The following is a 26,760-nucleotide window of genomic DNA, read 5'->3' as shown; positions in this document are numbered from 1 at the left end:
AGCGCGGCGGCTCGACCCGTCGGCCGCGGGCCGTCGCGACGGAGCCCGCGAGACGGCGCCCCGCCCCGCAGGTCGTGCGGGGCACACCACCGGCGCCGGACGACGGGGCGGCGCGGCCGCCCTCCGGCCCGGCGGACACCCAGGCGCAGAAGACACCGGGACGGGTGCGCCTGCCGAAGTCGTCGCCCACCTCGGTGGCCATCGGGTCGCCACCGCCCTCGCCCTCGTCGCGGACGGCGTACGTGCCGTTGGCGCGGTGCAGCGGGTGAGGGCCGTCGACGCCGCCGACCCCGATGCCGATGCCGGTGGCGCCGACATCGACATGCCGTACCGGCGGGCGCCGACCGAAGGCCCAGGTGCGCCCGCCGACCGGCCAACGGCACATTCGTCCAGACCATTGACGTGCCCCCGACGCGGGACTAACGTCCACGCCCAGCCTTTCCAAGGATCAGAGCCCCTGTGCCCCCCACCGCAGCGTTCGGCCAGCCTCGGGAGTTCCCCATGCGTGCCATGAGATCGTCACTCGCCGCACTCGCACTCTCTCTGACAACGATGTCAACCCTCCTCCTGCACACCGCCCCGCCCGCCGCGGCAGCCCCTCCGACGACCGCGGCGACGGTGTGCAACAAGTACTGCGACGCCCGGGACCCGGCCCTCAGCGGCCAGGACCGCAAGCCGGTCAGCGCCTCGCTCTTCTCGCGCACGTTCGTCCTGCACTTCGACGACGCCGACGCCATGGGCTGGGCGTCCGTGGACAACGGCAGTCCGGGGGACGAGGTGTGGCTGGACCGCTCCTTCGACGGTGGCCGCACCTGGTCCTCGAACAGCCGGCTCGGCGCCACGAAGGTCCCCGCCGGCCGGACCGGCTGGCGCACCCAGATGTACAACGTCGACGACTGGGCGAACCACGGTGTCGGCGCCCTGCGCGCCTGCGGCAAGGCCGCCGACCGCCCCGACATCGTCTGCACGCCCTGGGCCCGGTCCACCTGGAACGCCGGTGACCGGCGCACCGCGGCGGCCACCGCGCAGATGCAGTTCTACAACTACGGCACCGGCCTGTTCGACACCACCGGCTGGTGGAACTCCGCCAACGCGCTGCACGCCGTCATCGAGAACATCCGGGTCACCGGCATGCAGAGCTACCGGTACGCCATCGCCCGCACCTACGACCGGCAGGTGAACTCCGCCGCCGGGCAGTTCCGCAACGAGTACATCGACGACACCGGGTGGTGGGGCCTGACCTGGATCGCGGCCTACGACCTCACCGGCGACCCCCGCTACCTGGCCACGGCACGGGCCGACGCGGACCACATGGCCTCCTACTGGGACAGCACCTGCGGCGGCGGGGTGTGGTGGACCACCGCGAGGACGGTGAAGAACGCCATCCCCAACTCCCTCTACATCGAGCTCAACGCCGCGCTGCACAACCGCATCCCGGGCGACACCGCCTACCTCCAGCGCGCGCGGGCGGGCTGGAGCTGGTTCCAGGGCACCGGCATGATCAACGCCGACCGGACGGTGAGCGACGGCCTCGACGTGAGCACCTGCAAGATCGGCGACAGCACGGTCTGGTCCTACAACCAGGGCCGGCTCGTCGCCGGACTGACCGAGTTGCACCAGGCCACGGGGGACTCCTCGGTGCTCGCCGCCGCCCGCCGGATCGCCGACGCCAACACCGTCTCCGGCAAGCTCAACACCGCGGCCGGAATCCTCCGGGACCCCTGTGAGAACGGCGACTGCGGCGCCGACGGCCCCTCCTTCAAGGGCGCCGACGTACGCGGCCTGGCGAAGCTCAACGCGGTTCTCCCCGACCGCCCCTACACGGCCTACCTCAACCGGCAGGCCGCCCAGGCCCACGCCGCCGACCGCAACGCCCTCGACCAGTACGGCCTGCGCTGGTACGGGCCCCTCGACAGGACGGACGCCGCACGCCAGCAGAGCGCGCTCGACCTGATGAACGCCGCGTCCTGAGACTGCCGGCGTCCCGCCCGGGGCGGGACGCCGGCATGGGCCGCCCGTACGGCACTCACTTCCACGGTGATCGAGTTCGTCGGCGCCGCGACCGAGACGGGTGCGCCCCGGTCACGGAGAGGACGAGGGCCGGGCCGCTCGCCCCGGTGGTGTCGGCGGCCTCGGTGGGGTGGACGAGGAGGAGGACCCACTCCTTTCCACTCTCAACTTATAGCGCACCGGGGGGCTTGCGGCAAGGCCCCCGTGGTGCCTCACAATCGCTCCCCTGAAGCCATCACCTGCGGAAACGGGAGTGCCACGAAGTGTCTGCGCCGGGATCGGTTCATGATTCACACGATGACGTCCGAGCGGAGGCGGGGTTCGCGTCCGGCACGGATTTCCTGAGGGCCGGCGCGTTCGACCTGCCGGACCACCTCGCCGCGAAGGCCGACCCGCGTCTGATCGGTGGCGACGAACGGCACTTCGCGGCCGTCGCGGAGAGCCTCGAACGGGCGGTCGCCGAAGTGTCCGGGCGCCTCGACGCCGAGCGCAGGGCGCCCGGCGGCACCGGTCGGGAGGCGATGGAGCGGGACGCGGAGATCCACCGGCTGACCGGCCGGCTGCGGACCCTGCGCCGCTTCGGTCTCGACCTCTGCCTCGGGCACATCGTCGGCGCGGACGACCCCGAGCCCCTGTACATCGGGCGGCTCGGCCTCACCGACGGCGACGGGCGCCGTCTGCTGGTCGACTGGCGCTCCCCCGCGGCGGAGCCGTTCTTCGCGGCGACCCACGCCGCCCCGATGGGGCTGGTGAGCCGCCGCAGGTACCGCTGGACCCGCGGCCGGATCAGTGACTACTGGGACGAGGTGTTCACGCCCGACGGGCTCGAAGGGCACGCGGCGCTCGACGACCACTCCGCCTTCGTCGCGAGCCTCGGCAGCACCCGGTCGCCCCGGATGCGGGACGTGCTCACCACCATCCAGGCCGACCAGGACGCCGTCATCCGCGCGGGATCCCGCGGCACCCTGGTGGTCGACGGCGGCCCGGGCACGGGCAAGACCGTCGTCGCCCTGCACCGCTCCGCCTACCTCCTCTACTCCGACCCGCGGCTGGGCCGCCGCAGGGGCGGCGTGCTGTTCGTCGGCCCGCACCAGCCCTACCTGGCCTACGTCGCCGACGTCCTGCCCAGCCTCGGGGAGGAGGGTGTGCGGACCTGCACCCTGCGGGACCTCGTGGCCGAGGGGGCCGCGGCGGTGGACGAGACCGACCCGGCCGTGGCGGCCCTGAAGTCCTCCGCGGACATGGTGAGGGCGGTCGAGAAGGCCGTCGGGTTCTACGAGACGCCGCCCACCGGGGGCATGACGGTCTCGACCCCCTGGGCCGACCTCCGGCTGAGCCCCGGCGACTGGGCCGAGGCGTTCGCGGCGCCGGGGCCCGGCGCTCCGCACAACGAGGCACGCGAGCAGGTGTGGGAGGCCCTGTGCGCGATCCTGCTGGACAAGCTGGACGAGGAGGTCCCGCCCGAGGTGTTCCACCGGTCGCTGCTGCACGACGAGGAGCTGACCGGGGCCCTCCACGCCGCGTGGCCGCTGCTCGAAGCGGCCGACCTGGTGGGGGACCTGTGGTCGGTGCCCGCCTATCTGCGGATGTGCGCCCCGTGGCTCGGTCCCGACGACGTACGGAAGCTGCGGCGCGCCGACCCGCGGGTCTGGACGGTGTCCGACCTGCCGATCCTGGACGCGGCGCGGCAGCGGCTCGGCGATCCGGGGGCGGCCCGGCGCAGGCGCCGGCACGAGGCCGTCCTGGCCGCCCAGCGCGAACGGATGACGCAGGTGGTCGACAACCTGATCGAGGCGGCGTCCGCCTCCGGGGCCGACGGCGACGAGGGCGAGGGGCTGGTGAGGATGTTGCGCGGCCAGGACGCCGGGGTCAGCCTGGTCGACGAGTCCGAACTGGCCGCCGCCGACCCGGACCTGCTCGCCGGCCCGTTCGCGCACGTCGTCGTGGACGAGGCCCAGGAGCTGACCGACGCGCAGTGGCAGATGCTGCTGCTGCGCTGCCCGTCCCGGAGCTTCACCGTCGTCGGGGACCGCGCCCAGGCCAGGCACGGCTTCACCGAGTCGTGGCGGGAACGGCTGGAGCGGGTCGGACTCGACCGGATCGACGTGGCCTCCCTGAGCATCAACTACCGGACACCCCGGGAGGTCATGGCGGAGGCCGAGCCGGTCATCCGGGCCGTGCTCCCGGACGCCAACGTGCCGACCTCGATCCGCAGCAACGGCGTGCCGGTCACGCACGGCCGCGTCGCGGACCGGGACGCGGTCCTGGAGGAGTGGCTCGCCGCGCATGCCGAGGGGATCGCCTGCGTCATCGGCGACCCCTCGTTCCGGGCGACGCCGCGCGTCCGGTCGCTGACACCGGAGCTGGCGAAGGGACTGGAGTTCGACCTGGTCGTCCTCGTCGGCCCGGCGGGGTCCGGCGAGGGCGTCGAGAGCGTCGAGGGCGTCGAGGAAGCGGTCGACCGCTATGTCGCGATGACCCGCGCGACCCAGCGGCTCGTCGTCCTGACGGACTGACGGGCCGGGGGGTCGGCGGGTCGGCAGGGCGGCGCTTCCATCGGCCGGACCGACGACGTTTCCATCGGTCCCGCACGGTTACCCAGGCACTGACGTGCCCGTCCCCGTCCGCGTGTCCGCCTGCCCGGGTGGACCCGCGGACGGGGGCCGGGAAGCCGCGGAAGCCGAAACGGAGTGGCCATGGCCGGCATGAAGGTGTCCGACTACATCCTGCAGCGACTGCGTGAGTGGGACGTGGAACACGTCTTCGCCTACGCCGGTGACGGGATCAACGGACTGCTGGCGGCCTGGGGCCGTGCCGACAACGAACCGAAGTTCGTCCAGTCGCGCCACGAGGAGATGTCCGCGTTCCAGGCGGTGGGCTACGCCAAGTTCTCCGGCAGGGTGGGCGTGTGCGCGGCCACCTCCGGACCGGGCGCGATCCACCTCCTGAACGGCCTGTACGACGCGAAGCTCGACCACGTCCCGGTCGTGGCACTGGTCGGGCAGACGAACCGCAGCGCCATGGGCGGCTCGTACCAGCAGGAGGTCGATCTGCAGAGCCTGTACAAGGACGTCGCCTCGGACTTCTGCGAGACGGCGACGGTGCCCGAGCAGCTGCCGAACCTCATCGACCGGGCGATGCGCACCGCGTACGCCAGGCGCACCGTCACCGCGGTCATCCTCCCCGCCGACGTGCAGGAGCTCGACTACAGCCCGCCGACGCACGCCTTCAAGATGGTGCCGTCGAGCCTGGGGCTGGGGCGGTACGCGCCGGTGCCGGCCGACGACGACGTCCGGCGGGCCGCGGAGGTGCTGAACGCCGGGGAGAAGGTCGCCGTCCTGATCGGCCAGGGCGCCCGGGGCGCGCGTGCCGAGGTCGAGCAGCTGGCGGACGTGCTCGGCGCCGGGGTGGCCAAGGCCCTGCTGGGCAAGGACGCCCTGCCGGACGACCTGCCCTACGTGACCGGTTCGATCGGGCTGCTCGGCACCCGTCCGTCCTACGAGATGATGCGGGACTGCGACACCCTGCTGGTGATCGGCTCCAGCTTCCCGTACACCCAGTTCCTGCCGGAGCTGGACCAGGCGCGGGCCGTGCAGATCGACGTCGACCCGCACATGATCGGTCTGCGCTACCCCTTCGAGGTGAACCTCGTGGGCGACTCCGGCGAGACACTGCGGCGGCTGCTGCCGCACCTGCGGCGCAAGGAGGACCGGGCCTGGCGGGAGAAGATCGAGAAGAACGTCTCCCGCTGGTGGGAGGTCATGCAGCGGCGGGCCGCCGTGGCCGCCGACCCGGTCAACCCCGAGTACGTCGTGCACGCCCTGGACGCCAGGCTGCCCGAGGACGCGATCATCGCCGCCGACTCCGGCTCGGCCGCCAACTGGTACGCCCGCCACCTGCGGCTGCGCGGCCGGATGCGCGGCTCGCTGTCCGGGACGCTGGCGACGATGGGGCCCGGTGTGCCGTACGCCATCGGCGCGAAGTTCGCCCATCCCGACCGTCCCGCCATCGCCCTGGTCGGTGACGGGGCCATGCAGATGAACGGCATGATGGAGCTGGTGACGGCCGCCAAGTACCGCCACGAGTGGTCCGATCCGCGGCTGGTCGTCGCCGTGCTGAACAACGGTGACCTCAACCAGGTCACCTGGGAGATGCGCGCCATGTCCGGCGCCCCGCAGTTCCTGGAGTCGCAGGACCTGCCCGACCTGCCCTACGCGGAGATCGCCCGGCACATGGGCCTGGACGGGGTGCGGGTGGAGAAGCCCGAACAGGTCGAGGCGGCGTGGGACCGGGCGCTCGCGGCGGACCGCCCCTTCGTCATCGACTTCCGCTGCGACCCGGCCGTCCCGCCGATCCCGCCGCACGCCACCCTGGACCAGATCGAGGCCGCGGCCTCGGCGGTCCTGCACGGCGACAGCGACCGCGGTTCGATGATCGCGCAGGGGGTCAGGGCCAAGGTGCAGGAGTTCCTCCCCGGCGCCCGGCACCGCTCCGGCCGGCCCGGCGCCACCGGGGGCGACACCCCGAACGAAGGGGCGTGACCCGGCCCGGTGCCCTTGTCCGCCGCCGGCGTCCGGCACTACCGTGCGGCGGTGGATCTCTTCTCGCGCTCCTGGACAGCGCTGCGCGCGGCGGTCGCCGGGCTGGCGGCCGAGGACTTCGAGCGGCCGTCCGGCTGTGCCGGCTGGCTCGTCCGGGACCTGGTGTGCCACCTGGTCATCGACGCCCAGGACGTGCTGATCACCCTGGCCACGCCCGCCGACACGGCGCCGACCGTGGACGCGGTCACCTACTGGCGGCTCGTCGGGCCCGCGACCGGCGAGGATCCGCTCGACGCGCTGATCCCCCGGCTGGCCGCGGCGTACGGCGATCCGGGGCTGCTGGCGTTCCACCTCGACGACGTGGGTTCCGCCGCGGGCCGCGCCGCCGTGCTCGCCGACCCCGCCGCCCGCGTCGGCACCCGCGGCGAGGTGCTGACCGTCGGCGACTACCTGTCCGCGTACGTGCTCGAATGGACCCTGCACCACCTCGACCTGATCGCGCGTCTGCCGTCGGCGGCCGGACCGCCCGCCGAGACCCTCGCGGCGGCGCGCGGGGCGCTGGAGAGGATCGCCGGGGCGCCGTTCCCCGCCGCGTTCACGGACCGGGACGCGCTGCTGGTCGGCACCGGACGCCGGGCCCCCACCGGGGCGGAGAGGGCCGCGCTGGGCGGCCTGGCCGCACGGCTCCCGCTCGTCCTCGGCTGAGGCGCGCCCCGCCGTTCCGCCGGCGGGGCGGCCCTTCTAGGGTGCCGGGCATGGACTCCCAGCACTACCTCGCGGAACTGTTCTCCCTCCGGGACCGGGTCGCCCTGGTGACCGGTGGCAGCTCCGGCATCGGCCGCGGCATCTGCGAGGCCCTGGCCCGCGCCGGGGCGAGTGTCGTGATCGTGGCACGCGGTGAGACGGAACTGGCCGCGACCGTGGACGAGTTGACCGCCCTGGGCGCCAGGGCGGCCTGGGTCCGAGCGGATCTGGGCACCCGGGCGGGGGTGGCCGAGGCCGCCGAGGGGGCGGCCGCGGTCTTCGGCGAGCCCGACATCCTCGTCAACTGCGCCGGGATCAACCTGCGGCCGCCGATGAGCGAGCTGAGCGAGGAGGTCTGGGACAGCACGATGGCGCTGAACCTGGACGCGCCCTTCCTGCTGGGGCAGCGGTTCGGCCCGGTCATGGCGGAGCGGGGCTTCGGCCGGATCATCCACATCACCTCGCAGCAGGCCCACCGCGCCTTCGTCCGCAGCGGTGCCTACGGCGTCTCCAAGGGCGCCCTGGAATCGCTGGCCCGCTCCCAGGCGGAGGCATGGTCGCCGTACGGCGTCACCGTCAACACGCTGGTCCCGGGCTTCGTGATGACGCCGCTGAACCGGCGCCTGTCCTCCGACCCCGGGAAGGTGGCCGCGCTGGCGGCCCGCACGATGGTCGGGCGCAACGGGCTGGCGCAGGACTTCGCGGGCGCGGCGGTCTTCCTGGCGAGCGCCGCCTCGGCGTACGTCACCGGGCAGTCGCTCCACGTCGACGGCGGCTTCTCGGTGCACTGAGCGCGGCACCAGGCGCGAACTCCCGCCCCGTTCCGGTCCGTTGGACGGCTGACGACCGGCCGGTGCGGCACTAGAGTGACACGGTGACCTCTCTGCCGAAGGACGCACGGCCGCTGGTCGGCGAGGACGAGCGCGACACGGCCGTGCGGCGCCTCCAGGACGCGTACGCCCAAGGGCACGTCCCGCACGAGGAGATGGACGCGCTGCTCCACCGGGTGCTCACCGCCAGGACGCACGACGAGCTGGCGTCGGCCCTGGCTCCGCTGCCGGCGGAGGACCCGGGCACCACGGCCACGATCGGCGCCGCCGCCGGGCGGATCACGCGGCGCGGCACGTGGCGGGTCCCGCGGTTCCTCACGGTGGAGTCGGCGATGGGACGGGTCCGCCTGGACCTGTCCCGGGCGGTCTTCGAGCATCCGGTGGTCGACATCGAGCTGCGACTGGGCACCGGACGGGCGACGATCACGGTCCCCCGTGACGCGGTCGTCGACGTCGAAGGGGTGCGCACCACGTGGAAGGACCTGCGTTACCGGACTCCGCGGCGCTCCCGGCCCGGCGGTGGACCGAGGATCCGGATCGCGGGGGTCATGGGGATGGGCCGGCTGAGGATCCGCCACGCACGGCGTTGAACCGGTGCACGGGTGACCGACACGCGGGCGGCTGATACGCGGGCGACCGACGCACGAGCGGCCGATGCGCGGGCGGCCGCCCCAACGGGCCCCGGCCGCACCTGCGTTCACAGGAACACGCCCGTCGCGCAGCCCGACGAACCGGAGGCCCCGTCCATGCGCACCTCGCTCCGTGCCACGGTGGTCGGCGCGGTCACGGCAGTCATCGTGCCGGCCGGGGGAACCGCGTTCGCGACCCCTCCCGGGCCCGGGGTCACCGGCACGCTGATCGCTCGGCAAACGGTCGGCGCCACCGACTACGCACTCAGGGAGATCACTGTCCCGCCCGGTCAGGCCACCGGCTGGCACTACCACGACGGCCCGCTGTACGCGTACGTGAAGCGGGGCACGCTCAGCCACTTCGACGCCACCTGCGCCTCGGACGGCGTGTATCCGCGGGGCAGCACCCTCCAGGAGCCGGCCGGCCCCGGCAACATCCACATCGGCCGCAACCTGGGCAGCACACCGCTGGTGCTCAGCGTGCTCTACGTGCTTCCGCACGGCGCGCCGTTCTCCGAGGACACCCCGAACCCCGGATGTCCGTTCGAGTAAGCCTGGCGGACACCCCTCACACCGTGACGGCACGCTCCCGGTCCCTGTCCCGGTCGGCGTGCCTGTCCCTGTCCCGTTCCCGCTCCCGGTTCAGGCGTCTGTCCAGTGCCTGGGCGAACTCCTCGGCCTCCGCCAGGCGGGTGCGGAGCTCGTCCACCTGCCGGGCGGCCTCCTGCTCGTACTCGCGCACGCGCCGGAGCAGGGCCTGCCGTACGTACGGCGTCATCTCCTCGCCGGAGTCGAGACGTTCGGTGATGTCCAGCAGTTCGCGCACCTGGTCCAGGGTGAAGTCGAGCGGCTGCATACGGCGGATGGCCTTCAGCCGGGCGACGTCCTCCCGCGTGTAGAGGCGGAACCCTCCCTTGGAACGGGCGGAAGGGGTGACCAGGCCGGTCATCTCGTAATACCGGATGGTGCGCAGTGCCAGCTCCGTCCGCGCGCCGACCTCGCTGATCTGCATGTGCTCGCTGCTCATTCGGGCGCCCTGCCTCGTCTGTCTCGTCTGGGTCCGCCGCCCGGGCCACGGGCGGCCGACGTCGATCGCTACCGTGACGTCGAAGTAGAGTATGTGATCATCAGGCTGGCTCCCTGTCGTTCCCACTCCGTGGCGCGGCGGAAATGTTCCCGTGGCCGCCGTCCGTGCCGCCGTCCCGCGGGTCCGGTCACGACGGGTCGGCGCCCAGGCCGCCGTCCAGGTGCAGCCGCCGGGCGAGGACCTCGCGGGCGACCTCCAGCAGCGAGGTGTTGTGGCTGAAGGCGTGGGCGCGCAGGAGAAGCAGGGCGTGGCTGGGGGGAATCCTGAGCTGGGAGGCCGCCATGCCGGCGGCCTGGTGGACCTCGGCGAAACGCAGGCCGTCGGCGAGGAGGGCGGGGGCGGTCTCCGCGATGAGGTGGGCAAGAGTGCCGGTGAGATGGCGGGCGTCGGTCAGCTGGGCAGGGGTGAGCGGGCCGGGGGTGGTGCGGTAACCGGCCAGGGCACCGAGGGTCAGCGGCTCGGTGACGCGCAGGGGCAGGGTGAACAGGGCGGTGATGCCGGTGGTGAGCAGGGCCGGGGCCAGGCCCGGCCAGCGGTCGTCGCTCTCGTCGCCCAGGTCCGGGATCAGGACCGGGTGACCGGTGCGGGCGGCGTCCCAGGTGGGACCGTGCCCCTGGACCAGTTGCAGGTCCTCGACGGCCTCGGCGCAGGGGCCGAAACTCTGCCACAGCTCGGGGCTGTGACCGCCGGGGGCCAGCACCAGGGCCAGGCCGTCCAGTTTCAGGGCCTGCGCGCACGCCCGCAGGGGCAGCGCCCGCGCGGGACCGCCCCCGCCCCGCGCGGTGATGGTCCGCAGGCAGGCGGCCATCTCACCGGTCACCTCGGAAGGCACTGGCCCACCCCCTGTTCTGGTGGTCGTGCGGGACGACCTCGGTGCCCCGGTCAGTGAGCAGGTGGCTGATTGAGCAGCTCTTCCGTGGCGGTCCCGTCGAGGACGGAGCGGGCGACGTCGGTCAGCAGGAGCCGGTGGCGGTCGGCGTGGTCACGCAGCAGCGTGAAGGCGTCGTCGGGCGTGACATCGTGACGGTGGGCGAGGAATCCCTTGGCCTGCTCGACCAGGATCCGGCATTCGAGCACGCGCTGCAGCTGCACGTTGACCGTCAGCTGCTGGTGCACGGTGCGCTGCTGGACGATCCCCAGGGTGGCGGTGTCGGCCAGGGCCTGGGCCAGCCGCAACGGGCCCGGCTCCAGTGGTTCGTCCGTCTCGCGGAAGAGGTTCAGGGCGCCCATGACCTGGCCGCCCAGGCGCAGCGGAGCCGCGACGACGGACCTGAACCCGATCTCCAGGGCCCGCTCGGTGAAGTGGGGCCAGCGCGTGCGGGCCTCGGCGGTGTCCAGGAGGACCTCGTTGATGGCGGAGCCCTGATGGACGCAGTCGTGGCAGGGGCCCTCGTTCCATTCGACGCCGACCAGTTCGAGGGACTGGGTGCGTTCGTCGGAGGCGGCCGCCTCGACGCTGCGGTCCGCCCCGTTGGTCAGCAGGATCCCGGCCGCGCTGACGTCGCAGACCCGCACACACAGATCGGCGAGGGTGTGCAGGTAGTGGATGACGTCGTAGTCGCCCACCAGGGTCCGGGTCAGCTCGCTGAACGCGGCTGCCACCGCCGTCTCCTCGTGCTCGGGGGAGGAAAGTGAATGCTCGGTCATTCGCGCGCCCCCCGGCTCCCGGAGGGCGACGGTGCGCCGGCGTCGGCCGGGCGCAGGGGTGGCGGCGGCTTGTTGATGGTGCGGAAGTTCAGCATGGTGACGTCCTGGTGCTACTGGTGGCGGACGACCGCACAGGGCCCCGGTACCTCCCCGTCATGGGCTCCGGTGCTCCATCCTCCTCGCACTGACCCATCCGAATACCGGCACCCGCGTCCTGCTGCCGGTGTAAGCATCCACGGAGTTCACGCTCACACTACCGCTCTTCACGCTCCGCTGTGACCCAGGATGCGGTCATCGTGCGGACCGGGCCCCACGGCCACCGCTGTCCCACGGCCGCCGCTGTCCCGCGGCCGCCTCCCTCGCGGACCGCGGCGGGGATACGCTCGTCGCAGAGGGCCGGACGCCGGGCACCGGCGTCCGTGATCGGCAGCGAGGAGCTCCACGGTGGACGCAGCACAGCAGAGTGCGGCCTGGGCCCGCATCGCCGCGTCGGCCCGCCAGGACCGTTCGGACGTGTCCCTCGCCACCGCCGGCCACGCCTGCGCCGGGGACCTGGGGGCCGACAGCCTCGGCATCGTCGTCATCACCACCGGGCGGGTCCGGACCGTCGCCCTGGCCACCGACGAGCGCAGCGCCCGCCTGGAGAACACCCAGCTGGTCAGCGGCGAGGGCCCGTGCACGGAGGCGTACACGGGCGCCGAGCTGGTCCAGGTGCCCGATCTGCGTCGGAACCCGGAGCGCTGGCCGGTCTTCGCCGAGGTCGCCCAGGCACTGGGCATCCGCTCCGTGACCGCCATCCCCCTGGAGGTCGGGGCGGTGCGGATCGGTGCCATAGATCTCTACCACACCTCCCCCACCTCCCTGGGTCCCACCGCGCGGGCCCGGCTGGAGGCATACGCCCGCATCCTGGCCGTCCTGATCCTGGACGCGCACCCCTACCTCATGGGGACCGGCGTCCCGCCCGTACCCGGCCCGCCCGGATTCCCGCCGACCGTCCACCAGGCCGCCGGGGCCCTCGCCGTCCAGCAGGACATGAGCACCGACACGGCCCTGGTCCGCCTGCGCGCCCACGCCTACCGCCACGACCAGCCCCTGCTCGATGTGGCCCAGCAGGTCCTGGACGGCCGTCTGCACCTCGAAGGCGATCCCGACCCCGATGTGTCCTGACCGGTGACCGGTCCGCTGTGCGCCGCCGTCTCCCGGGCGGCGCGCGTCGCGGTCAGGGCGCGGCGTCCTCGCCCCCGGGACGCACGCCCCCGTCCGCGGACTGTGCGGTTCCGTTCACCGACCGCGTGGTTCCGTCCACCGGCGGCCCCGGCTGCGGGACTTCGCCCGGGTGCCGTCCGGCCTGCCCGTCGTTCGTCCGGGCGGACGGGCGCTGATGGTCGGGCACGACGGGCAGCAGGTCCTGGTCGATGACCGTCTGTGCCACGGCGGTCAGACGCAGCCGGTGGTGGCGCGCGTAGCGGCGCATGGTCTCGAACGCCTGGTCCGCACTGGCGTCCAGCCGGTGCATGAGGACACCTTTGGCCTGTTCGATGATCACACGGCTGTGCAGGGCCGTGCGCAACTGCGCGTTGACGGTCCGGTGTTCGGCGAGTGTCTGGGCGTTGACCAGGCCGATGGCGGCGGCGTCCGCCAGCGCCTGGGCCAGCCGTACGTCGGCCGCGGGGACCGGCACGGCGACCGTGCGCAGCAACAGCAGGGATCCCAGGGTCTGCTGGCGCAGCCGCAGCGGCAGAACGCTCGCGGAGCGGTATCCGGCGCGGCGCGCGCCTGCGGTGAACACGGGCCACCGGTCGGCACCGTCCCCCAGGTCGACCGGATTGAGCGCGGTGCCGCTGCGGTGGCACTCCAGGGCCGGCCCCTCGCGTTGCGCGATGGTCAGCAGCCGGGACAGGGCCGCGCCGGGGTCGCAGGGGGCGACCGGGTGCGGGGGTTCGTCCGGCAGGGCCAGGAGCACGGCGGCGGAGCGGACGTCCAGCAGTTCCGCACAGCGGGTACACAGTTGCTGGAGGAAGGCGACGACGTCGAAGTCGTCGACGAGGGTGTCGGCCAGTTCGATGAAGGTCTCCGTGACCAGGCGTTCTCGGTCCATGTTTTCGGTTCCTTTACGCGGCTGAAGAAGCAGCGGGTGTGACGAGAGCCGGAGGGCTGCCGGAGCGGGCCACGCGGTCAGCTGTCGGGCAGACGCAGCCGTCTGTCCAGTACGTCGCGGGCGACATCGGTGATCGGCCGGCCGCTTGCGTAGGCATGACCACGCAGCCTGGCCAGCGCGGTGGGCAGGGAGACGTGGAGCTGGGCGCTGAGCATGCCGGTGGCCTGGTGCACCTCGGCACGGTGCAGATCCATCGTCTCGATCGCGGGGCCGAACGCCTCCCCGTTCCTCCGGGCCCCCGCCAGCAGGAAGACCGCCAGGGCGTCGCTCACCGCCAGGGCGTCGTCGAGCGACCGCTGTGACAGCGACCCCGCCTCGCAGCGGTGACAGACCAGGGCTCCGATCCGAGCGGCGCCCAGCCGCAGGGGGAGGGCGAAGACCGCCCGCACCCCCAGTGCCAGGGCCTCCGCGGTGAACAGGGGCCAGCGCGTCGTGGAGGCGCGCTCCAGGTCGGGCACCAGGTACAGACCGCCGTCGCGCGCCGCGTCCAGGGCCGGGCCCTGGCCGAGTGTGTACTGCACGTCGTCCAGACAGGTACCGGTCTCGTCGCTCGACCACAGCAGCTCCGAACCGTCCATGCGGAAGGTGACCGCGGTGCCGTCCACCACCAGCAGCGCGGCCAGGCTTCCGCACCACTGGTGGGATGGCCCCGACCCGCCCGGCTGCAACTCCCTGACCAACTTCGTCAGCGTATTCTCCGCCATCATGGTCTTCCCTATGCCTGACGTGCCGGTGCCGAACGTGCACCAGCACTCCCCAGCATTGTGGCCCTGCCCCACCGCGTCCATGGCATCTTCACCACCACGGTGCGGGAGCACGTTTCTTCCCGGGGACCGGGCGATCGACGTCGCGATCGCCCTGCACCCGCTGTCAACTGCTGCTGCGCCTGCGCTGTCGCGTGACGGGACTTTTGTAACGATGTCGTCGTGGGAGCGACGGCAGGAGACTGGGCCGGTTCGATGTGCGGACATCCCGCACCCCCGGTGGGACGCTGGTGGTTCCGGCCGCCGCCGCAGCGGGTGCGGCGGCGGCCAGGGAGCGCGAGGGACCGGGGCTCCCCCCGGCCGGTCCTCGCGCGAGGTGCCCTCCCGGCGATGCGGGGCTGCGGGCGTCGCCCCGCTGGGCGCGCCCGGAGGGCAGCGGCTGGAGCCGCGTTGTCGGCGATGCGGCTCCAGCCGGCCTCGGCAGTCGTGCACGGCTCAGGGGTCCGGGAGCCCGCGGTGCGGGCGAGAGCGCCCGATGCCACCTGCTTCGAGAGTAGAAGCATGCCGGGCCGAGCGGTAGTCCATCCACCTCGTGACCGGCCGGCCGGTTCCTCGCCGCGCGATCCCGCGCCGGTCCGGCCGCGGCCGTGCCGTGCGGTCAGGAGCGGCCGGCGGAGGCGCTCCGTCGCAGGCGGGCGCCGAGGGTGGCCGCGAGGCCCCCGGCGCGGGCGAGCCGGCCCCGCAGCCTGTCGACCTGCTCGGCGGCGGCCTGTTCGTACGCGCGTGCGCGGTTCAGCGATTCAGCGGTTCAGCAGGGCCTCGCGCTCGTCGAGGGCGAGTGCGCCGCCGGAAGCCGGTGCGCCGTCACGGCCGGGTACGCCGTCGCGGCCGGGTACGCCGTCGCGGCCGAGCGCGCGGATCCACGAGAAGTTGAGCGGGGGGTTGGGTGGGGAGTGGGGAGTTGAGTGGGGGGCACTGATGGGCTGGTGCCCGGCAACGCCCCCCGAGGGGTGATCCGGTTCGTCGCCGGGTGCGGGTCCGTCGTGGCTGGGCACGCAGGTGCCCGCGCCCCTGGAGGGGCCCCCGCCGGTGCTGTCAGCCCTTCACCGCTCCCGCTGTGAGGCCCTGGACTATGTGGCGGCTGGCGAAGGCGAACAGGACCATCGTGGGGAGGATGGTGAGCACCGCCGCCGCGGACATCGAACCCCAGTCGATGTTGAAGCTGGAGATGAACCCGTTCAGGGCCGTGGGGACGGTCTTGTTGGTGTCGCTGTTCATCAGCGTCACCGACAGGAACAGCTCGTTCCAGCAGTTGACGAAGTTGAAGATGAACGCCGCCACGATCCCGGGCCGCATCACCGGCAGCAGCACCCGGAACAGCGCCCCGAACCGGGACAGGCCGTCGATCATGGCGGCCTCCTCCAGCGCGTCCGGGATGTTCTCGAAGAAGCCGCGCAGCATCACCGTGCAGAACGGGATGCAGACGGCGATGTAGACGAGGATCAGCCCGAACCGGTTGTCGACCATCTCGAGGTCGGTCATCAGCAGGTACAGCGGCCCCAGCGCGATGAACGTGGGGATCATCTGGGTCACCAGGGCCGCCATCAGCAGCGCGGACTTGGTGCGGAACTCGAAGCGGGCCAGCACGTACGCCGACAGCATCGAGATGACGGTGGCGATCGCGGCCGCGACGGTGGCGATGACGAGGCTGTTGGTGAGGTACACCCCGAAGTCGGCCTTGCCGAACAGCCCCCGGTAGTTCTCCAGCGAGAAGTGCTCGGGCCAGTAGGCGATCGGGAAGGAGAAGATGTCGCCGGGGGCCTTGAGCGACGTGATGGTGATCCAGTAGAGGGGGAAGACGGTGAAGACCAGCCACAGTCCCAGGAAGGTGAACTTGGTGGCACGGCCCGCCGTGGACTCCTTGCCGATCACGGCTTCACCTCTCGCTTCTCGCGCGTGGCCAGGAGGAAGAAGGTCGCGAACACCAGCAGGGTGGCGACGACGATCAGGCCGAGCGCGGACGCCCTGCCGTAGTCGCCCTGCTGCGTGATCTTGATCATCCACGTGGTCACGATGTGCGTCTCGTTGTTCGGTCCGCCGCCGGTCATCCCGAAGATCAGGTCGGGGAAGTTGAAGATCCAGATGACGCGCAGCAGCACGGTCAGCACGAGCGTGACCCTGATGTACGGGATGGTGATCTGGAACAGCGTGCGCACCTTGCCGGCGCCGTCGAGCGCCGATGCCTCGTACAGCTCCTCGGGGATGGACTGCAGCGCGGCCAGGATCATGATCGTGAAGAAGGTGACCCCGTACCAGATGTTGGCGACCACGACCGCGAACATCGCCGTCTTCGGGTCGGCCAGCCAGGCCACCGGCTCGTCGATCAGGCCGGCCTTCTGGAGCAGGTCGTTGACGACGCCGAACTCGCTGTTGAACATCCAGCGGAACAGGATGCCGATGAGGAACCCGGAGATCGCCCAGGGGAAGAAGATCAGCGCCTGGTAGAGGCCCCGGAAGCGGAACCTGCGGCGCAGCCACAGGGCCAGGGCGAAGCCGATCACCAGCTGGGGCACGATCGAGCCGGCCACCCAGATGCCGGTGTTGCTCAGCACGGTGCCCCAGGCGGGGTCGGCGAAGACGTCCTGGAAGTTCTTCAGGCCCACCCAGGAGGTGTCGGTCAGGTCCGTCAGCTTCCAGTTGCGGAAGGCCATCTGGCTGCCGGCGATCATCGGGTAGTACGTGAAGACCGCCACGAAGACCGCGGCCGGAGTCATGAACAGGGCGATCATGAAGCCCCGCCGGGCGGTGAACTCCGGTTTGCGGCGGCCCTGCTGCACCTTGCGGACGGGCCGGGCGCCCCCGTTGCCGGAGGCTCCCGCCGCTGCCGTCCTCTTCGTTCCCGTCGGTTCCGTCGTCTCGGACGCGGTGGGCATGGCTAGTTCTCCTGCTGCCGCTTCTCGGTCCAGTACGTGTCCCAGCCGGCCAGCACTTCCTTGGGCGTCGTCTTGCCCAGCACCATCTTCTGGATGTCGGCGTCGGCCTTCTGCTGCCACTCGGCCCACCAGGCGACCCCGCGGGGCTGGCTGACGTTGAGGTAGGTGTCCGGGTTCTCCGTCATGGTGACGTAGCTGGACCAGGGGCCGGTCTTGTAGAACGGGTCCTCGGCGGCCGACTTGAGGATCGGCACCAGGCTGTTCTTCTTGGTGAAGCTCGTCGACGCCTCGCCCTCGGAGAGGAACTCGACCAGCTTGACCGCCTCCTTCTTGTGCTTGCTGCCCTTCGCGACGCCCCATCCGGCGGTCGCCAGCGGCTGTACGGTCTTGCCGCTGGGGCCGGCCACCAGCGGGGCGGTGCTCCACTGGTCCTTCTTGATGGACTTGGACTCCGAGACGGTGGCGATCACCTCGGGGTCCTGGAGCAGGAAGGCCGTGGAACCGTTGGAGAAGCCCTCGACCATCTCGGGATAGCCCCAGGAGACGGACGACTTCGGGGACGCCTTCTTGAAGAGCTCGAGGTAGGTCTCCATGGCGTCCTGCGCCTCGGGCGCGGAGAAGATCGTCTTGCCGTCCTTCAGCTTGAAGCCGTCGGCGGGGTCGATCTCGTCGGCTACGTACGCCTCGATGACGGCGGTGGCGTTGCCCTGGGCGTTGGCCCCGCCGCGGAAGGCGTACCCGTAGCGGCGCTTGCCGGGATCGTGGATCGCGGATGCCTGTTCGAGGAGCTCGTCCCAGCTGGCGGGCGGCTTGTCGAAGCCCGCCTCCTTGATCAGGTCGGTGCGGTAGAAGACGCTCAGGCCGTAGAAGCCGTACGGGACGAAGTACGTCTTGCCGTCGGCGTCCCGGGATGCCTTGACGGCGTTCTCCGTCATGGCGTCCCAGCCCTTCCAGGTCTTGAGGTCCGCCTTCATGTCGTGGATCCAGCCGTTGTTCGACCAGGGTCCGACGGTGGTGTCCCGCACTTCGAGGGTGTCGACCCCGCTGCCGGACTGGAGCATCTGCTGGATCTTCTGGTCGGCCTGCTCGGTGGGCGGCGAGATCAGGTTGACCTTGATCTTGGGGTTCTGCTTCTGGAAGTCCGCTATGAGGCTCTTCAGCAGGTCCGTGCGGGCGGGGTTCGTCAGGCTCTCGACCATGTTGAGGGTGACCGTGCCGTCGGCCGCCGAGCCGCTCATGCTGGAGCAGCCGGTCAGGACCATCGCGGCGGCGGTGCCGAGGGCGAGGGCTGCCGTCCTTCTTCTCATCGTGCCGACCTCTTTCTTTGCTTCGGCCTGTGACAGGGCCTGTGGTGCGACCGCGCCTGCTGCTACTGCGACTGCGACTACGGCTGCGGCTTCTGGCGGGGCGTCGCGGGGACGTGCGGGAGGGGAGGGAGGAAGGGTGGGCTACGAGGCCCCGGGGTGTTCACGGGCCGTGCGGGCCCACCGGCCGAGGAGGGGGACGCAGTCCTCGGCGAAGTACTCGTAGTCGGCGGCGGTGTTGTAGACGTGCGCGGACAGCCGCATGTAGCCGACTCCGCCGAAGCTGGTGAAGGCGGCCTCCACCCCCAGTTCGCGGGCGGCCCGGTCGCGCAGCGCGTCGGCCTCGATCCGGCTGCCGGCCAGACCGTCCGGCAGCCGTACCAGCCGCATGCCGGGGACCGGCATGCCCACGTCGACGGGGCCGGCGGTCCCCGTCAGCCGGGCGAAGGCGTCGCCGATGACCCGCTCGGCGTAGCCCGCCAGGTCGTCCATGTAGCGGCGGGCCGTGTCCCAGCCCCAGGTGCTCCCGACGAAGTCCAGGGCCGTGGGGGCCGCGAGATAGCCGGTGGCGTCCACCGTGCCCTGCTGGTCGAAGCGGTCGGGGTACGGATCGGCGGCGCCCCACGAGTCGATCAGGGGGTAGAGCTCCTCGCGCAGTTCGCCGCGTGCGACCAGCGCGGCCGTACCGCGTGGCGCGCAGCCCCACTTGTGCAGGTTGCCGACCCAGAAGTCGCACGTCAGGCCCTCCAGCGGGGCGGCGATCAGGCCGGGGGCGTGCGCGGCGTCCACGAGGAGCGGGATGCCGCGCCGCCGGGCCTCCGCACCGACCCGCTCCACCGGCAGACGGCGTGCGGTGGCGGAGGTGATCTGGTCGAGGACGATCAGGTCCGTGTCGTCGTCGACCGCGGCGATCACGGCCTCGTACGCCTCGTCCTCGTTCGCCTCCAGCGGCACCCGGGCGGTGCGCACCTCGCCGCCCCAGCGCCGGGCGAGGCGTTCGGCGCCCATGGTCACCGCGCCGTAGCCGTGGTCGGTGACGACGATCCCGCCGCCGCGGCGCCGCCGGAGCGAGGCGAACACGACACTGATGCCGGCGCTCGCGTTCGGCACCAGGGCGACGTCGTCGGGGGCGACCCGCAGGAAGGCCGCGAGGTCGACCCGGGTGGCGGCGATGCGCTGCGGCAGCGCGGGGAACCACACCACCGGGGAACCGTCCATCTCGGCGCGGAACTCGTTCTGCCGCTCCTGCGCCACCAGTGGGACGGCCCCGAACGAGCCGTGGTTGAGGTGCTTCATGACGGGGTCGAGCGACCACGCCCGGGCGGCGGGCCGGCCGTCCGCCAGCAGCAGGGGGCGCGGGGCGGTGGTGACCTCGGTCTCGCTCACATCACTCCAGATCTGCCGAACCCGAATGTCCGCCGGACATCTGCTCTCCAGCGGCACACGTATGATGACTCGGCATCCTGCACGGCATTTTTGCGCCACGCAAGGGTTATGCGGCGGTAGTCATCAGATGACTTTCGGTCGATACATCCGGGACATCTGACGACTCGCTAGAGTGCCCGAGGGTTTTCGGTGCTGCCGCCGGCCCGTCAGGGGAGGAGTCGGATGTCCGCAGTCGACAAGGCGTTCCACGGTCTGCGCCACATGATCGCGACGGGGCGGATCGGTCCGGGGGAGCGCATCCCGCCCGAGGCCGAGCTCGGCGAGGAGCTGGGTGTCTCACGGGGTCCGCTGCGCGAGGCCGTACGGATGCTCGCGGCCCTGGGCGTGGTCGAGCCGCGGCACGGCTCGGGTACCTACGTGTCCCAGCTCCGGCCGGAGGACGTCATCGGGAGTCTTTCGCTGACGCTCGAACTCCTGCCGCTGCCGGGCCTGTTGGAGGTCTACGAGATCCGGCGGGTGCTGGAGGCGCATGTCGCGGCCAAGGCCGCCGCGCGCCGGAGCCCCGAGACGGTGAAGTCGCTCTTCTCCCTCATGGAGGCCATGGAGGCCACCGACGACCCCACCGAGGCGTCGGAGCTCGACCACCGCTTCCACGCCGAGATCGCGCGCGCCGCGGAGAACCCCACCCTCGCCTCGCTGCTGGCGGTCTTCCGCGCCCGCTCCCGCAAGTACCAGGTCTTCACCCTGCCCGAGGGTCCTGAGCTGCGGCGCAGGAGCGACGCGGACCACCGCGTCCTGGCCACCGCGATCGCCGACCGCGACCCGGGTGCCGCCGCCGGGGCGGCCGAGGCCCATGTCGCCCAGACGGAGCGCTGGCTGCGGACGTTCATGCCGCCCGTGGAGGAGCAGGACACGGAGGGAGCCGGGACGGGAGCGCCCCGAAGGGGCGCGGTGAACTGCGCGCCCGGCCACGACGGACCCGCGGCCGGACACGGCAGAACTGCGGTCGAACAGGGCTGACCGGCGGCTGGCCTGCGGTGGGGCGCTTGCCGCTCGGCGAGCGCCCCGCCACAGGTCAGCCGCCGGTGCCGCGGTTGCGGTCCCCCTCGCGGTCGCGGCGGGCCAGCAGGCGCTGGGCGCGGGTCAGGCCGGAGGAGTTCCTGCGCAGCGCGGCACGGGCCGCGTTCGAGCCCGGGGCTCCGTGCACACCCCCGCCGGGGTGCGCGGAGGCCGACGCCAGGTAGAGGTTCTTCACCGCCGTCTCCGGGCGTCCCGTGCCGGGGACGGGACGGAAGAAGAGCTGCTGGTGCAGGGCCGTGGTGCCACCGTTGATGGCACCTCCGTACAGGTTGGCGTTCATGGCCTGGAGCGTGGGCGGGGCCAGCACGCGCCGGGCCCTGATCAGGGAACGGAAACCCGGCGCGAAGCGCTCGACCTGCCGCTCCACCCGGTCGGCCATCAGTTCCTGCTCCTTGGCGTCCCAGCTCCCGGTCAGTCCCTCGTCGCCCGCGTCGCCCTTGATGCGGTGCGGGACGTGGGTGTACGCCCATGCCGACTCGGTGCCCTCGGGCGAGCGGGTGGCGTCGGAGGTCGTCATCTGCCCGAACAGCGCGAACGGCCGGTCCGGGACCTGCCCCATGGCGACCTGGGCCGCGAACCGGGTCAGCTCGTCGACGCCGTCGGCCAGGTGCACGGTACCGGCGCCCGCGGCCTCCGGTGCCTGCCACGGCACCCGGCCGTCGAGGGCCCAGTCCACCTTGAAGGTGGCGAAGTCCCACTGGAAGCGCCGCAGATCGGCCAGCACCTGCGGGGGCAGGTCGGCGCTGTCGACCAACTGGCCGTACAGGGCGGGGGCGGACACGTTCGCGAGCACGGCCCGGCGGGCGGACACCGCCTCGCCCGCGGCCGTGCGCACCCCGACGGCCCTGCCCTGCCGGACGACGACGCGGCTCACCCGTTCGCCGCACCGCAGGACACCGCCGCGCTCCCGCAGCCGCCGCGCCAGCGCCTCGATGAGGGCGCCCGCACCCCCGACGGGCACGGGGAAGCCGTACGTCTGGCCCAGCATCGACATCAGCCAGCCGAAGCCGCCGCTGCCCGCGGCCTCGGGGGCCAGGTCGGCGTGCAGCGCGTTGCCCGCGAGCAGCAGCCTGCCGCCCTCGCCCCGGAACTCCTCCTCGCCCAGGCGCCGTACCGGCGTGATCATGGAGCGCGCCATGCGCAGTCCCCCGGCGGTCCGCAGGCGCATGGCCAGCCGGGCACCGGACCGCACCGGCGGGAACGGCGTGAAGAGCGCCTCCAGGAGGTCGGGGCGCAACTTCTCCCAGACGCGGTGCAGTTCGCGCCAGGAATCGCCGTCGCCGTCGGCGAAGACGTCCAGCGAGGCGGCGGTGTCGTCGAGATCGCGTCCGAGCACGGCGCACCGGCCGTCGGACAGCGGGTGGGCCAGCACCCGGGGGGCGTGGCTCCAGCGCAGTCCGTACCGCTCCAGGTGCAGTCCGGCGAGCACCGGCGAGGCGGCGGCCAGCGGGTAGAACGAGCTGAACAGGTCGTTCGTGAAGTCCGGGTCGACCTTGTTGTCGTGCCGGACCGCGCCCCCCGGCTCGTCCTGCTCCTCCAGGACCTCGACGCTCCAGCCCTCGTCCGCCAGCACATTGGCGGCGACGAGCCCGTTGGGGCCAGCCCCGATCACTACCGCGTCCGGCATGGACGCCTCCCGTCTCGTTGCACCGTTGTCATCGCCGTCGACGCTGTCATCGCCGTCGACGCTGTGGTCGCCGTGGGATTCCGGCCGCGTGGCCGCTCGTACGGCTCGTGCGGCCCCCCGTACGGGCCGTCACCCGGCGTGTCGTACGGGCCGTCACGCGGCCTGTCGTACGTCCGTACCGGTGGTGCCGCGCCTCATGCCGGCTCCGGCTGTGCGTGGGCGGGCTCCGCGCGGCTGCCGCCGTTCTCGCACACGTCGGCCAGCCGCTTGAGCATGGCCCGGTGCCTCAGCTGGATGAGCCCCTCCACACCCGCGTTGTGCAGGAACCCGCCGACACCCCGCAGCGGGTGCTCGTCGATGATCACCAGGGTGTGGTCGCCCCAGGGGCGCAGCTCGATGGCGATCCGCGCCGTGCCGAGCGGGCCCGCGATCGCCTCCAGCTCCAGCTCGTGTCCCTCGTCGCACGCGCGGACGACCGTCTGGTTGGTGAAGCTGAGCGGCCCGACCCGCACCTCGTAGCCGATGGCCGAGTGCGTCTGCGGCCACTGGCCGCGCACGGGGTACGAGGACGCCGTCCCTACGACCCAGTCCGCGTACCGGGTGCCGTCGGCCAGGACGGCCCACACCTCACGTGGACTCTTCTTGATCAGTCGATGGCGTACGGCCACGTCTGTCTCCCTCGTTTCGCACCCGCCGGTAAGGAGTGACCGACTCCGAGTCCCCCGGCATCGGCGCTTCAACCAGGCGGACGCGGCCGGGTCGGACGCGCTCGCCCTACGTCCGGGAGGAGCCGCCCCCGGGAGAGCCGCCTCCCGGGGAGCCGCTCCCGACGTGATCGGCGCGCCCGCCGGCGCCGAGCAGCCCGGTGGGGCGGAAGGGCTCGCGGGCCGCCAGCCGGGGCAGGCTCCAGCGGGACAGGTGCGTCACGACCGGCGGCAGCGTGGCACGGCCCAGCTGGGCGGCGAGGAGCCAGCCCGGTACGTACACCGAGGCGCGCCGCCGTTCGACGGCCCGCGCCAGCCGGGCGGCCACCTTCTCCACGGGGTGGACGCGGCGGGCGGGCGGCGGCATGTGGCTCCGCAGCTCCCGCAGCACGGCGTGCCGGTCGGCGTCGCGGATCATGTCGGTGTCGACCCAGTTGAGGTAGGCGATGCCCACCGCGATCCGCTGGTGGGCCACCTCGGCGCGGAGCGAGTGGGCGAATGCCTCCACGCCCGCCTTGGACGCGCAGTAGGCGCTCATCATCGGTGCCGCGCCGATCGACGCCAGGGAGGCTATCTGCAGGTAGTAGCCCGCCGTGTCGGTCAGGTCGGGCAGGAAGGTGCGCGCGGTGACGGCGCTCCCGGTCAGGTTGACGTCGATCACCCGGCGCCAGGACGCGGCGTCCGTCTCGGCGAAGGGGCCGCCCTCGGCGACGCCCGCGTTGGCGACCACCACGGACGGCTTTCCGAGAATTTCGCGCACCTCACGGGCGGCAGCCGCCATGCCCGCGTCGTCGGTGACGTCGACCTCCCAGGCGGCCGCCCGGGTGGGCAGTTCGGCGGCCAGCGCCTCCAGAGCCGGTTTCTCGTGGCCCAGAAGCGCCAGCCGGGCGCCGCGGCCGGAGAGATCGCGCGCCAGGGCGGCGCCCACTCCCCGGGCGGCCCCCGTCACCACCACCGTGCGGCCTCGCAGCGGATCGTGTCCCACGGGTCTTCCTTCCTGCCTGGCTCCGACCGCGCACGGTCCGGTGTCCGAACCACGCTCGGCCGACGTGCGATGTGCGATGTGCGACGTGCGACGTGCGATGTGCGATGTGCGACGTGCGACGGAATTTTCGAGTCGGTGTGCGGTTCTTCCCCGGGACGGCCGGACCCGGATGCGGAAGTGGACGGTCCGTTTTCATCGGACCACGGATCGACCCGGTGCGACACCGCGGCGGTCCGCTCCCGCTCCGGCGGCCCCGTCCGGCCCGTCGGACGCACAGAACACACCAGGCCCGGAGAAACACCCCGGCCTCGTCGGAACGATTGACGCGCACCGTGCGGGACCCTACTTTCTGACCGACCTTCCGAACCAGGTTCGAAATATCGGCCGCTTTGTCTGTCCGCTGCCTGTCCGACGTCTGCACGCCATCTGCCCGGCACCCCGTCTGGAGACCGAGATGAGCTCAAGACCCCAGCCGTCCCGACGCCTCTTCCTCGGCATGGCCGCCGCCACTCCCCTGGCCATGACCGGCTCACTGGGTCTCGGCGCGGGCACCGCCCACGCCGCGGACTCGGCCTATGCGATGTGCTATTTCACCGAGTCGACCAGCCTCGGGGCCGGCACCGACTACGGGCTCCACCTCGCCGTCAGCACCGACGCCCTCAACTGGACGCCCCTCAACCAGAACAACCCCCTGGTCACCCCCACGGCGGGCGCCCTCGGCCTGCGCGACCCGTTCCTCCTGCGCAAGCAGAACGGCTCCTTCGTCGTCATCGCCACGGACCTCAAGGGCACCGACTGGAGCTACAACAGCCAGTACATCCACGTCTGGGACTCCGCCGACCTGCGCACCTTCACCGGGTACCGCCGCCTCAAGCTGCACGACATGGCCACCCACAGCTGGGCACCCGAGGCGTTCTGGGACGCGGGCCGGGGGCAGTACGCCGTCATCTACTCCTCGGTCGACTCCAGCGGCCACAACGTGATCATGGTGAACCACACCAGCGACTTCGTCACCGCGTCGGCCCCGCAGGTCCTCTTCGACCCCGGCTACGACGTGATCGACGGCAACATGGCCGTCGGCGTCAACGGCGTCAACTACCTGTTCTTCAAGAAGAACCAGACCATCGCGGCCGCCCGGTCGACCTCCCTCGACCCGGGCAGTTTCACCGAGTTCGGCGCCGGTGTCTCGCACGGCGGCACCGAGGCCCCGACCGTGTTCAGGTCGCTCACCTCGAACACCTGGTACCTGTGGGCAGACACCTACACACCGAACGGCGTCTTCTACGCCTGGCGGTCCACCGACCTGGCCTCGGGCACCTGGACCGCGCTGGACCAGAGGACCTACACCCAGCCGGTCAACTCCAAGCACTGCGGCATAGCGACGATCACCGCGGCCGAGTACACCGGCCTGCTCGCCCGGTGGGGCGCCCCGGCCTGGAACCGGCTCAAGTCGTACAACTACCCGGACCGCTACGTCCGGCACGCCAACTACATCGCCCGCGTCGACACCTACCCCTTCGACCTCTACACCGACGCCCAGTGGAAACTCGTCCCGGGCCTGGCCGACGGTTCCGGGGTCTCCTTCCAGTCGGTGAACCACCCGACCCGCTACCTGCGGCACTACGACTACGCGCTCCGGCTCGACGTCAACGACGGCACGGCGGTGTTCGCCGGTGACGCGACCTTCCACCGCACGGCGGGCCTCGCCGACTCCTCGTGGGCGTCGTTCCGGTCGTACAACAACCCCACCCGCTACATCCGCCACTCCAACCACGTACTGCGCATCGATCCGGTCTCCACGTCCACGGAACGGCAGGACGCGACGTTCCGCGTCGGTCACTGAACCGCCGGGCCCCGTCCCGGCCGTCCGGCCGGTCGGCCGTCCGGTGTCCGCCCGCCCGTCCGTCCGTCCGGGTGGGGCCCGGCGGTGATCGCCTATCTTGGCGCGTATGCAGTCATACACGATCGGCCAGGCGGCGCGCCTGCTCGGAGTGAGCCCGGACACCGCACGCCGGTGGGCCGACGCGGGCCGGATGGTCACGCACCGGGACGAGGGCGGACGGCGCCTCATCGACGGGAAGGACCTGGCCGCCTTCTCCGTCGAACTGGCCAAGGGCGCCGGCGGGGAGGAGGACCCGTCGTACACCTCCGTCCGCAACGCCTTCCCCGGCATCGTCACGGCCGTGAAGCTCGGTGACGTCGCCGCCCAGGTGGAGATCCAGGCCGGCCCGCACCGGCTGGTGTCCCTGTTGACACGGGAGGCCGTGGAGGAGCTGGGACTGGAGGTGGGGGTCGAGGCCGTCGCCCGGGTGAAGTCGACGAACGTACACATCGACCGGGGCTGAGACCGGGAAGGCCCGGGCGTCGCCGGCGGCGCCCGGGCCGCGGGGG

Annotated in this window: 23 protein-coding genes and 1 pseudogene; 11 read left to right on the top strand and 13 right to left on the bottom strand. The window is 72.2% G+C overall.

From position 1 onward, the window contains the following. A pseudogene (locus tag KM933_RS11560) lies at positions 1–385 on the bottom strand (hypothetical protein); the annotation flags it as partial. 167 nt (positions 386–552) lie between these two features. Here KM933_RS11560 and KM933_RS11555 point away from each other — a divergent pair. The 7 genes from KM933_RS11555 (at position 553) to KM933_RS11525 (ending at position 9,306) form a co-directional block, all read left to right on the top strand. Further along, the gene (locus KM933_RS11555) at positions 553–1,971 is read left to right on the top strand and encodes a glycoside hydrolase family 76 protein (RefSeq protein WP_260333365.1); all 1,419 of its coding nucleotides are present in this window, start codon (positions 553–555) and stop codon (positions 1,969–1,971) included. Positions 1,972–2,351: 380 nt separating this feature from the next. Further along, positions 2,352–4,526, top strand: coding sequence for an RNA polymerase recycling motor ATPase HelR (helR, locus tag KM933_RS11550; protein WP_221350991.1), 2,175 nt, complete (start codon positions 2,352–2,354; stop codon positions 4,524–4,526). Between the two features lie 189 nt (positions 4,527–4,715). Next, complete coding sequence (locus KM933_RS11545) at positions 4,716–6,551, top strand: thiamine pyrophosphate-requiring protein (protein ID WP_221350990.1); 1,836 nt, start codon at positions 4,716–4,718, stop codon at positions 6,549–6,551. Between the two features lie 51 nt (positions 6,552–6,602). After that, positions 6,603–7,256 (top strand): maleylpyruvate isomerase N-terminal domain-containing protein, encoded by a 654-nt coding sequence (locus tag KM933_RS11540; protein WP_221350968.1) that lies wholly within the window; start codon positions 6,603–6,605, stop codon positions 7,254–7,256. A gap of 50 nt (positions 7,257–7,306) precedes the next feature. Then, positions 7,307–8,086: an SDR family NAD(P)-dependent oxidoreductase gene (locus KM933_RS11535; protein WP_221350966.1), complete on the top strand. Its 780-nt coding sequence runs from the start codon at positions 7,307–7,309 to the stop codon at positions 8,084–8,086. A gap of 83 nt (positions 8,087–8,169) precedes the next feature. Continuing rightward, on the top strand, positions 8,170–8,715 hold the full coding sequence (locus KM933_RS11530; protein WP_221350964.1) for a DUF1707 SHOCT-like domain-containing protein: 546 nt from the start codon (positions 8,170–8,172) through the stop codon (positions 8,713–8,715). 156 nt (positions 8,716–8,871) lie between these two features. After that, positions 8,872–9,306, top strand: a complete 435-nt coding sequence (locus KM933_RS11525) for a cupin domain-containing protein (RefSeq protein WP_221350962.1) — start codon at positions 8,872–8,874, stop codon at positions 9,304–9,306. Positions 9,307–9,322: 16 nt separating this feature from the next. On the opposite strand, the gene KM933_RS11520 is transcribed toward KM933_RS11525, so the two are convergent. The 3 genes from KM933_RS11520 to KM933_RS11510 all read right to left on the bottom strand — a co-directional run bounded on the left by KM933_RS11520 (position 9,323) and on the right by KM933_RS11510 (position 11,488). Further along, complete coding sequence (locus KM933_RS11520; RefSeq protein WP_221350960.1) at positions 9,323–9,781, bottom strand: MerR family transcriptional regulator; 459 nt, start codon at positions 9,779–9,781, stop codon at positions 9,323–9,325. Positions 9,782–9,968: 187 nt separating this feature from the next. Further along, a complete protein-coding gene (locus KM933_RS11515) occupies positions 9,969–10,673 on the bottom strand; it encodes a GAF and ANTAR domain-containing protein (RefSeq protein WP_221350958.1) in 705 nt (234 codons plus the stop codon). 50 nt (positions 10,674–10,723) lie between these two features. Beyond that, the gene (locus KM933_RS11510; protein WP_221350956.1) at positions 10,724–11,488 is read right to left on the bottom strand and encodes a GAF and ANTAR domain-containing protein; all 765 of its coding nucleotides are present in this window, start codon (positions 11,486–11,488) and stop codon (positions 10,724–10,726) included. A gap of 444 nt (positions 11,489–11,932) precedes the next feature. Between KM933_RS11510 and KM933_RS11505 the strand changes: the two genes are divergently transcribed. Further along, a complete protein-coding gene (locus tag KM933_RS11505) occupies positions 11,933–12,655 on the top strand; it encodes a GAF and ANTAR domain-containing protein (RefSeq protein WP_221350954.1) in 723 nt (240 codons plus the stop codon). 52 nt (positions 12,656–12,707) lie between these two features. Here the strand turns inward: KM933_RS11505 and KM933_RS11500 are convergent, their stop codons facing one another. The 6 genes from KM933_RS11500 to KM933_RS11475 form a co-directional block, all read right to left on the bottom strand. Continuing rightward, entirely contained in the window at positions 12,708–13,586 is an 879-nt protein-coding gene (locus tag KM933_RS11500) for a GAF and ANTAR domain-containing protein (RefSeq protein WP_221350952.1), read from the bottom strand. Positions 13,587–13,663: 77 nt separating this feature from the next. After that, complete coding sequence (locus tag KM933_RS11495) at positions 13,664–14,353, bottom strand: ANTAR domain-containing protein (RefSeq protein WP_221350950.1); 690 nt, start codon at positions 14,351–14,353, stop codon at positions 13,664–13,666. Between the two features lie 1,092 nt (positions 14,354–15,445). Then, positions 15,446–16,282: a carbohydrate ABC transporter permease gene (locus KM933_RS11490; RefSeq protein ID WP_221350948.1), complete on the bottom strand. Its 837-nt coding sequence runs from the start codon at positions 16,280–16,282 to the stop codon at positions 15,446–15,448. Continuing rightward, entirely contained in the window at positions 16,279–17,283 is a 1,005-nt protein-coding gene (locus tag KM933_RS11485; protein WP_221350946.1) for a carbohydrate ABC transporter permease, read from the bottom strand. Before KM933_RS11485 ends, KM933_RS11490 begins: the two co-directional genes overlap by 4 nt. 2 nt (positions 17,284–17,285) lie before the next feature. Then, the gene (locus KM933_RS11480) at positions 17,286–18,590 is read right to left on the bottom strand and encodes an ABC transporter substrate-binding protein (protein WP_221350945.1); all 1,305 of its coding nucleotides are present in this window, start codon (positions 18,588–18,590) and stop codon (positions 17,286–17,288) included. A gap of 141 nt (positions 18,591–18,731) precedes the next feature. Continuing rightward, entirely contained in the window at positions 18,732–19,973 is a 1,242-nt protein-coding gene (locus KM933_RS11475) for an aminotransferase class V-fold PLP-dependent enzyme (protein ID WP_221350943.1), read from the bottom strand. A gap of 222 nt (positions 19,974–20,195) precedes the next feature. Between KM933_RS11475 and KM933_RS11470 the strand changes: the two genes are divergently transcribed. Beyond that, positions 20,196–20,993, top strand: a complete 798-nt coding sequence (locus tag KM933_RS11470) for a FadR/GntR family transcriptional regulator (RefSeq protein WP_260333364.1) — start codon at positions 20,196–20,198, stop codon at positions 20,991–20,993. Positions 20,994–21,048: 55 nt separating this feature from the next. On the opposite strand, the gene KM933_RS11465 is transcribed toward KM933_RS11470, so the two are convergent. From KM933_RS11465 to KM933_RS11455, 3 genes are all read right to left on the bottom strand, one after another. After that, a complete protein-coding gene (locus KM933_RS11465; RefSeq protein ID WP_221350941.1) occupies positions 21,049–22,680 on the bottom strand; it encodes a phytoene desaturase family protein in 1,632 nt (543 codons plus the stop codon). A 194-nt stretch (positions 22,681–22,874) separates the two neighbouring features. Next, the gene (locus tag KM933_RS11460) at positions 22,875–23,348 is read right to left on the bottom strand and encodes an SRPBCC family protein (RefSeq protein ID WP_221350939.1); all 474 of its coding nucleotides are present in this window, start codon (positions 23,346–23,348) and stop codon (positions 22,875–22,877) included. Positions 23,349–23,454: 106 nt separating this feature from the next. After that, a complete protein-coding gene (locus tag KM933_RS11455) occupies positions 23,455–24,369 on the bottom strand; it encodes an SDR family oxidoreductase (RefSeq protein WP_221350937.1) in 915 nt (304 codons plus the stop codon). 454 nt (positions 24,370–24,823) lie between these two features. Here KM933_RS11455 and KM933_RS11450 point away from each other — a divergent pair, with 454 nt between their 5' ends. Beyond that, positions 24,824–26,212 (top strand): glycoside hydrolase family 43 protein, encoded by a 1,389-nt coding sequence (locus KM933_RS11450; RefSeq protein WP_221350934.1) that lies wholly within the window; start codon positions 24,824–24,826, stop codon positions 26,210–26,212. A gap of 106 nt (positions 26,213–26,318) precedes the next feature. Continuing rightward, on the top strand, positions 26,319–26,714 hold the full coding sequence (locus KM933_RS11445) for a TOBE domain-containing protein (protein ID WP_221350933.1): 396 nt from the start codon (positions 26,319–26,321) through the stop codon (positions 26,712–26,714). The last annotated feature ends 46 nt before the right edge of the window (positions 26,715–26,760 follow it).

The sequence above is a fragment of the Streptomyces beigongshangae genome (assembly GCF_019710745.1).
Lineage (GTDB): Bacteria > Actinomycetota > Actinomycetes > Streptomycetales > Streptomycetaceae > Streptomyces > Streptomyces beigongshangae.
This window is presented reverse-complemented; position numbering and strand designations above follow the sequence as displayed.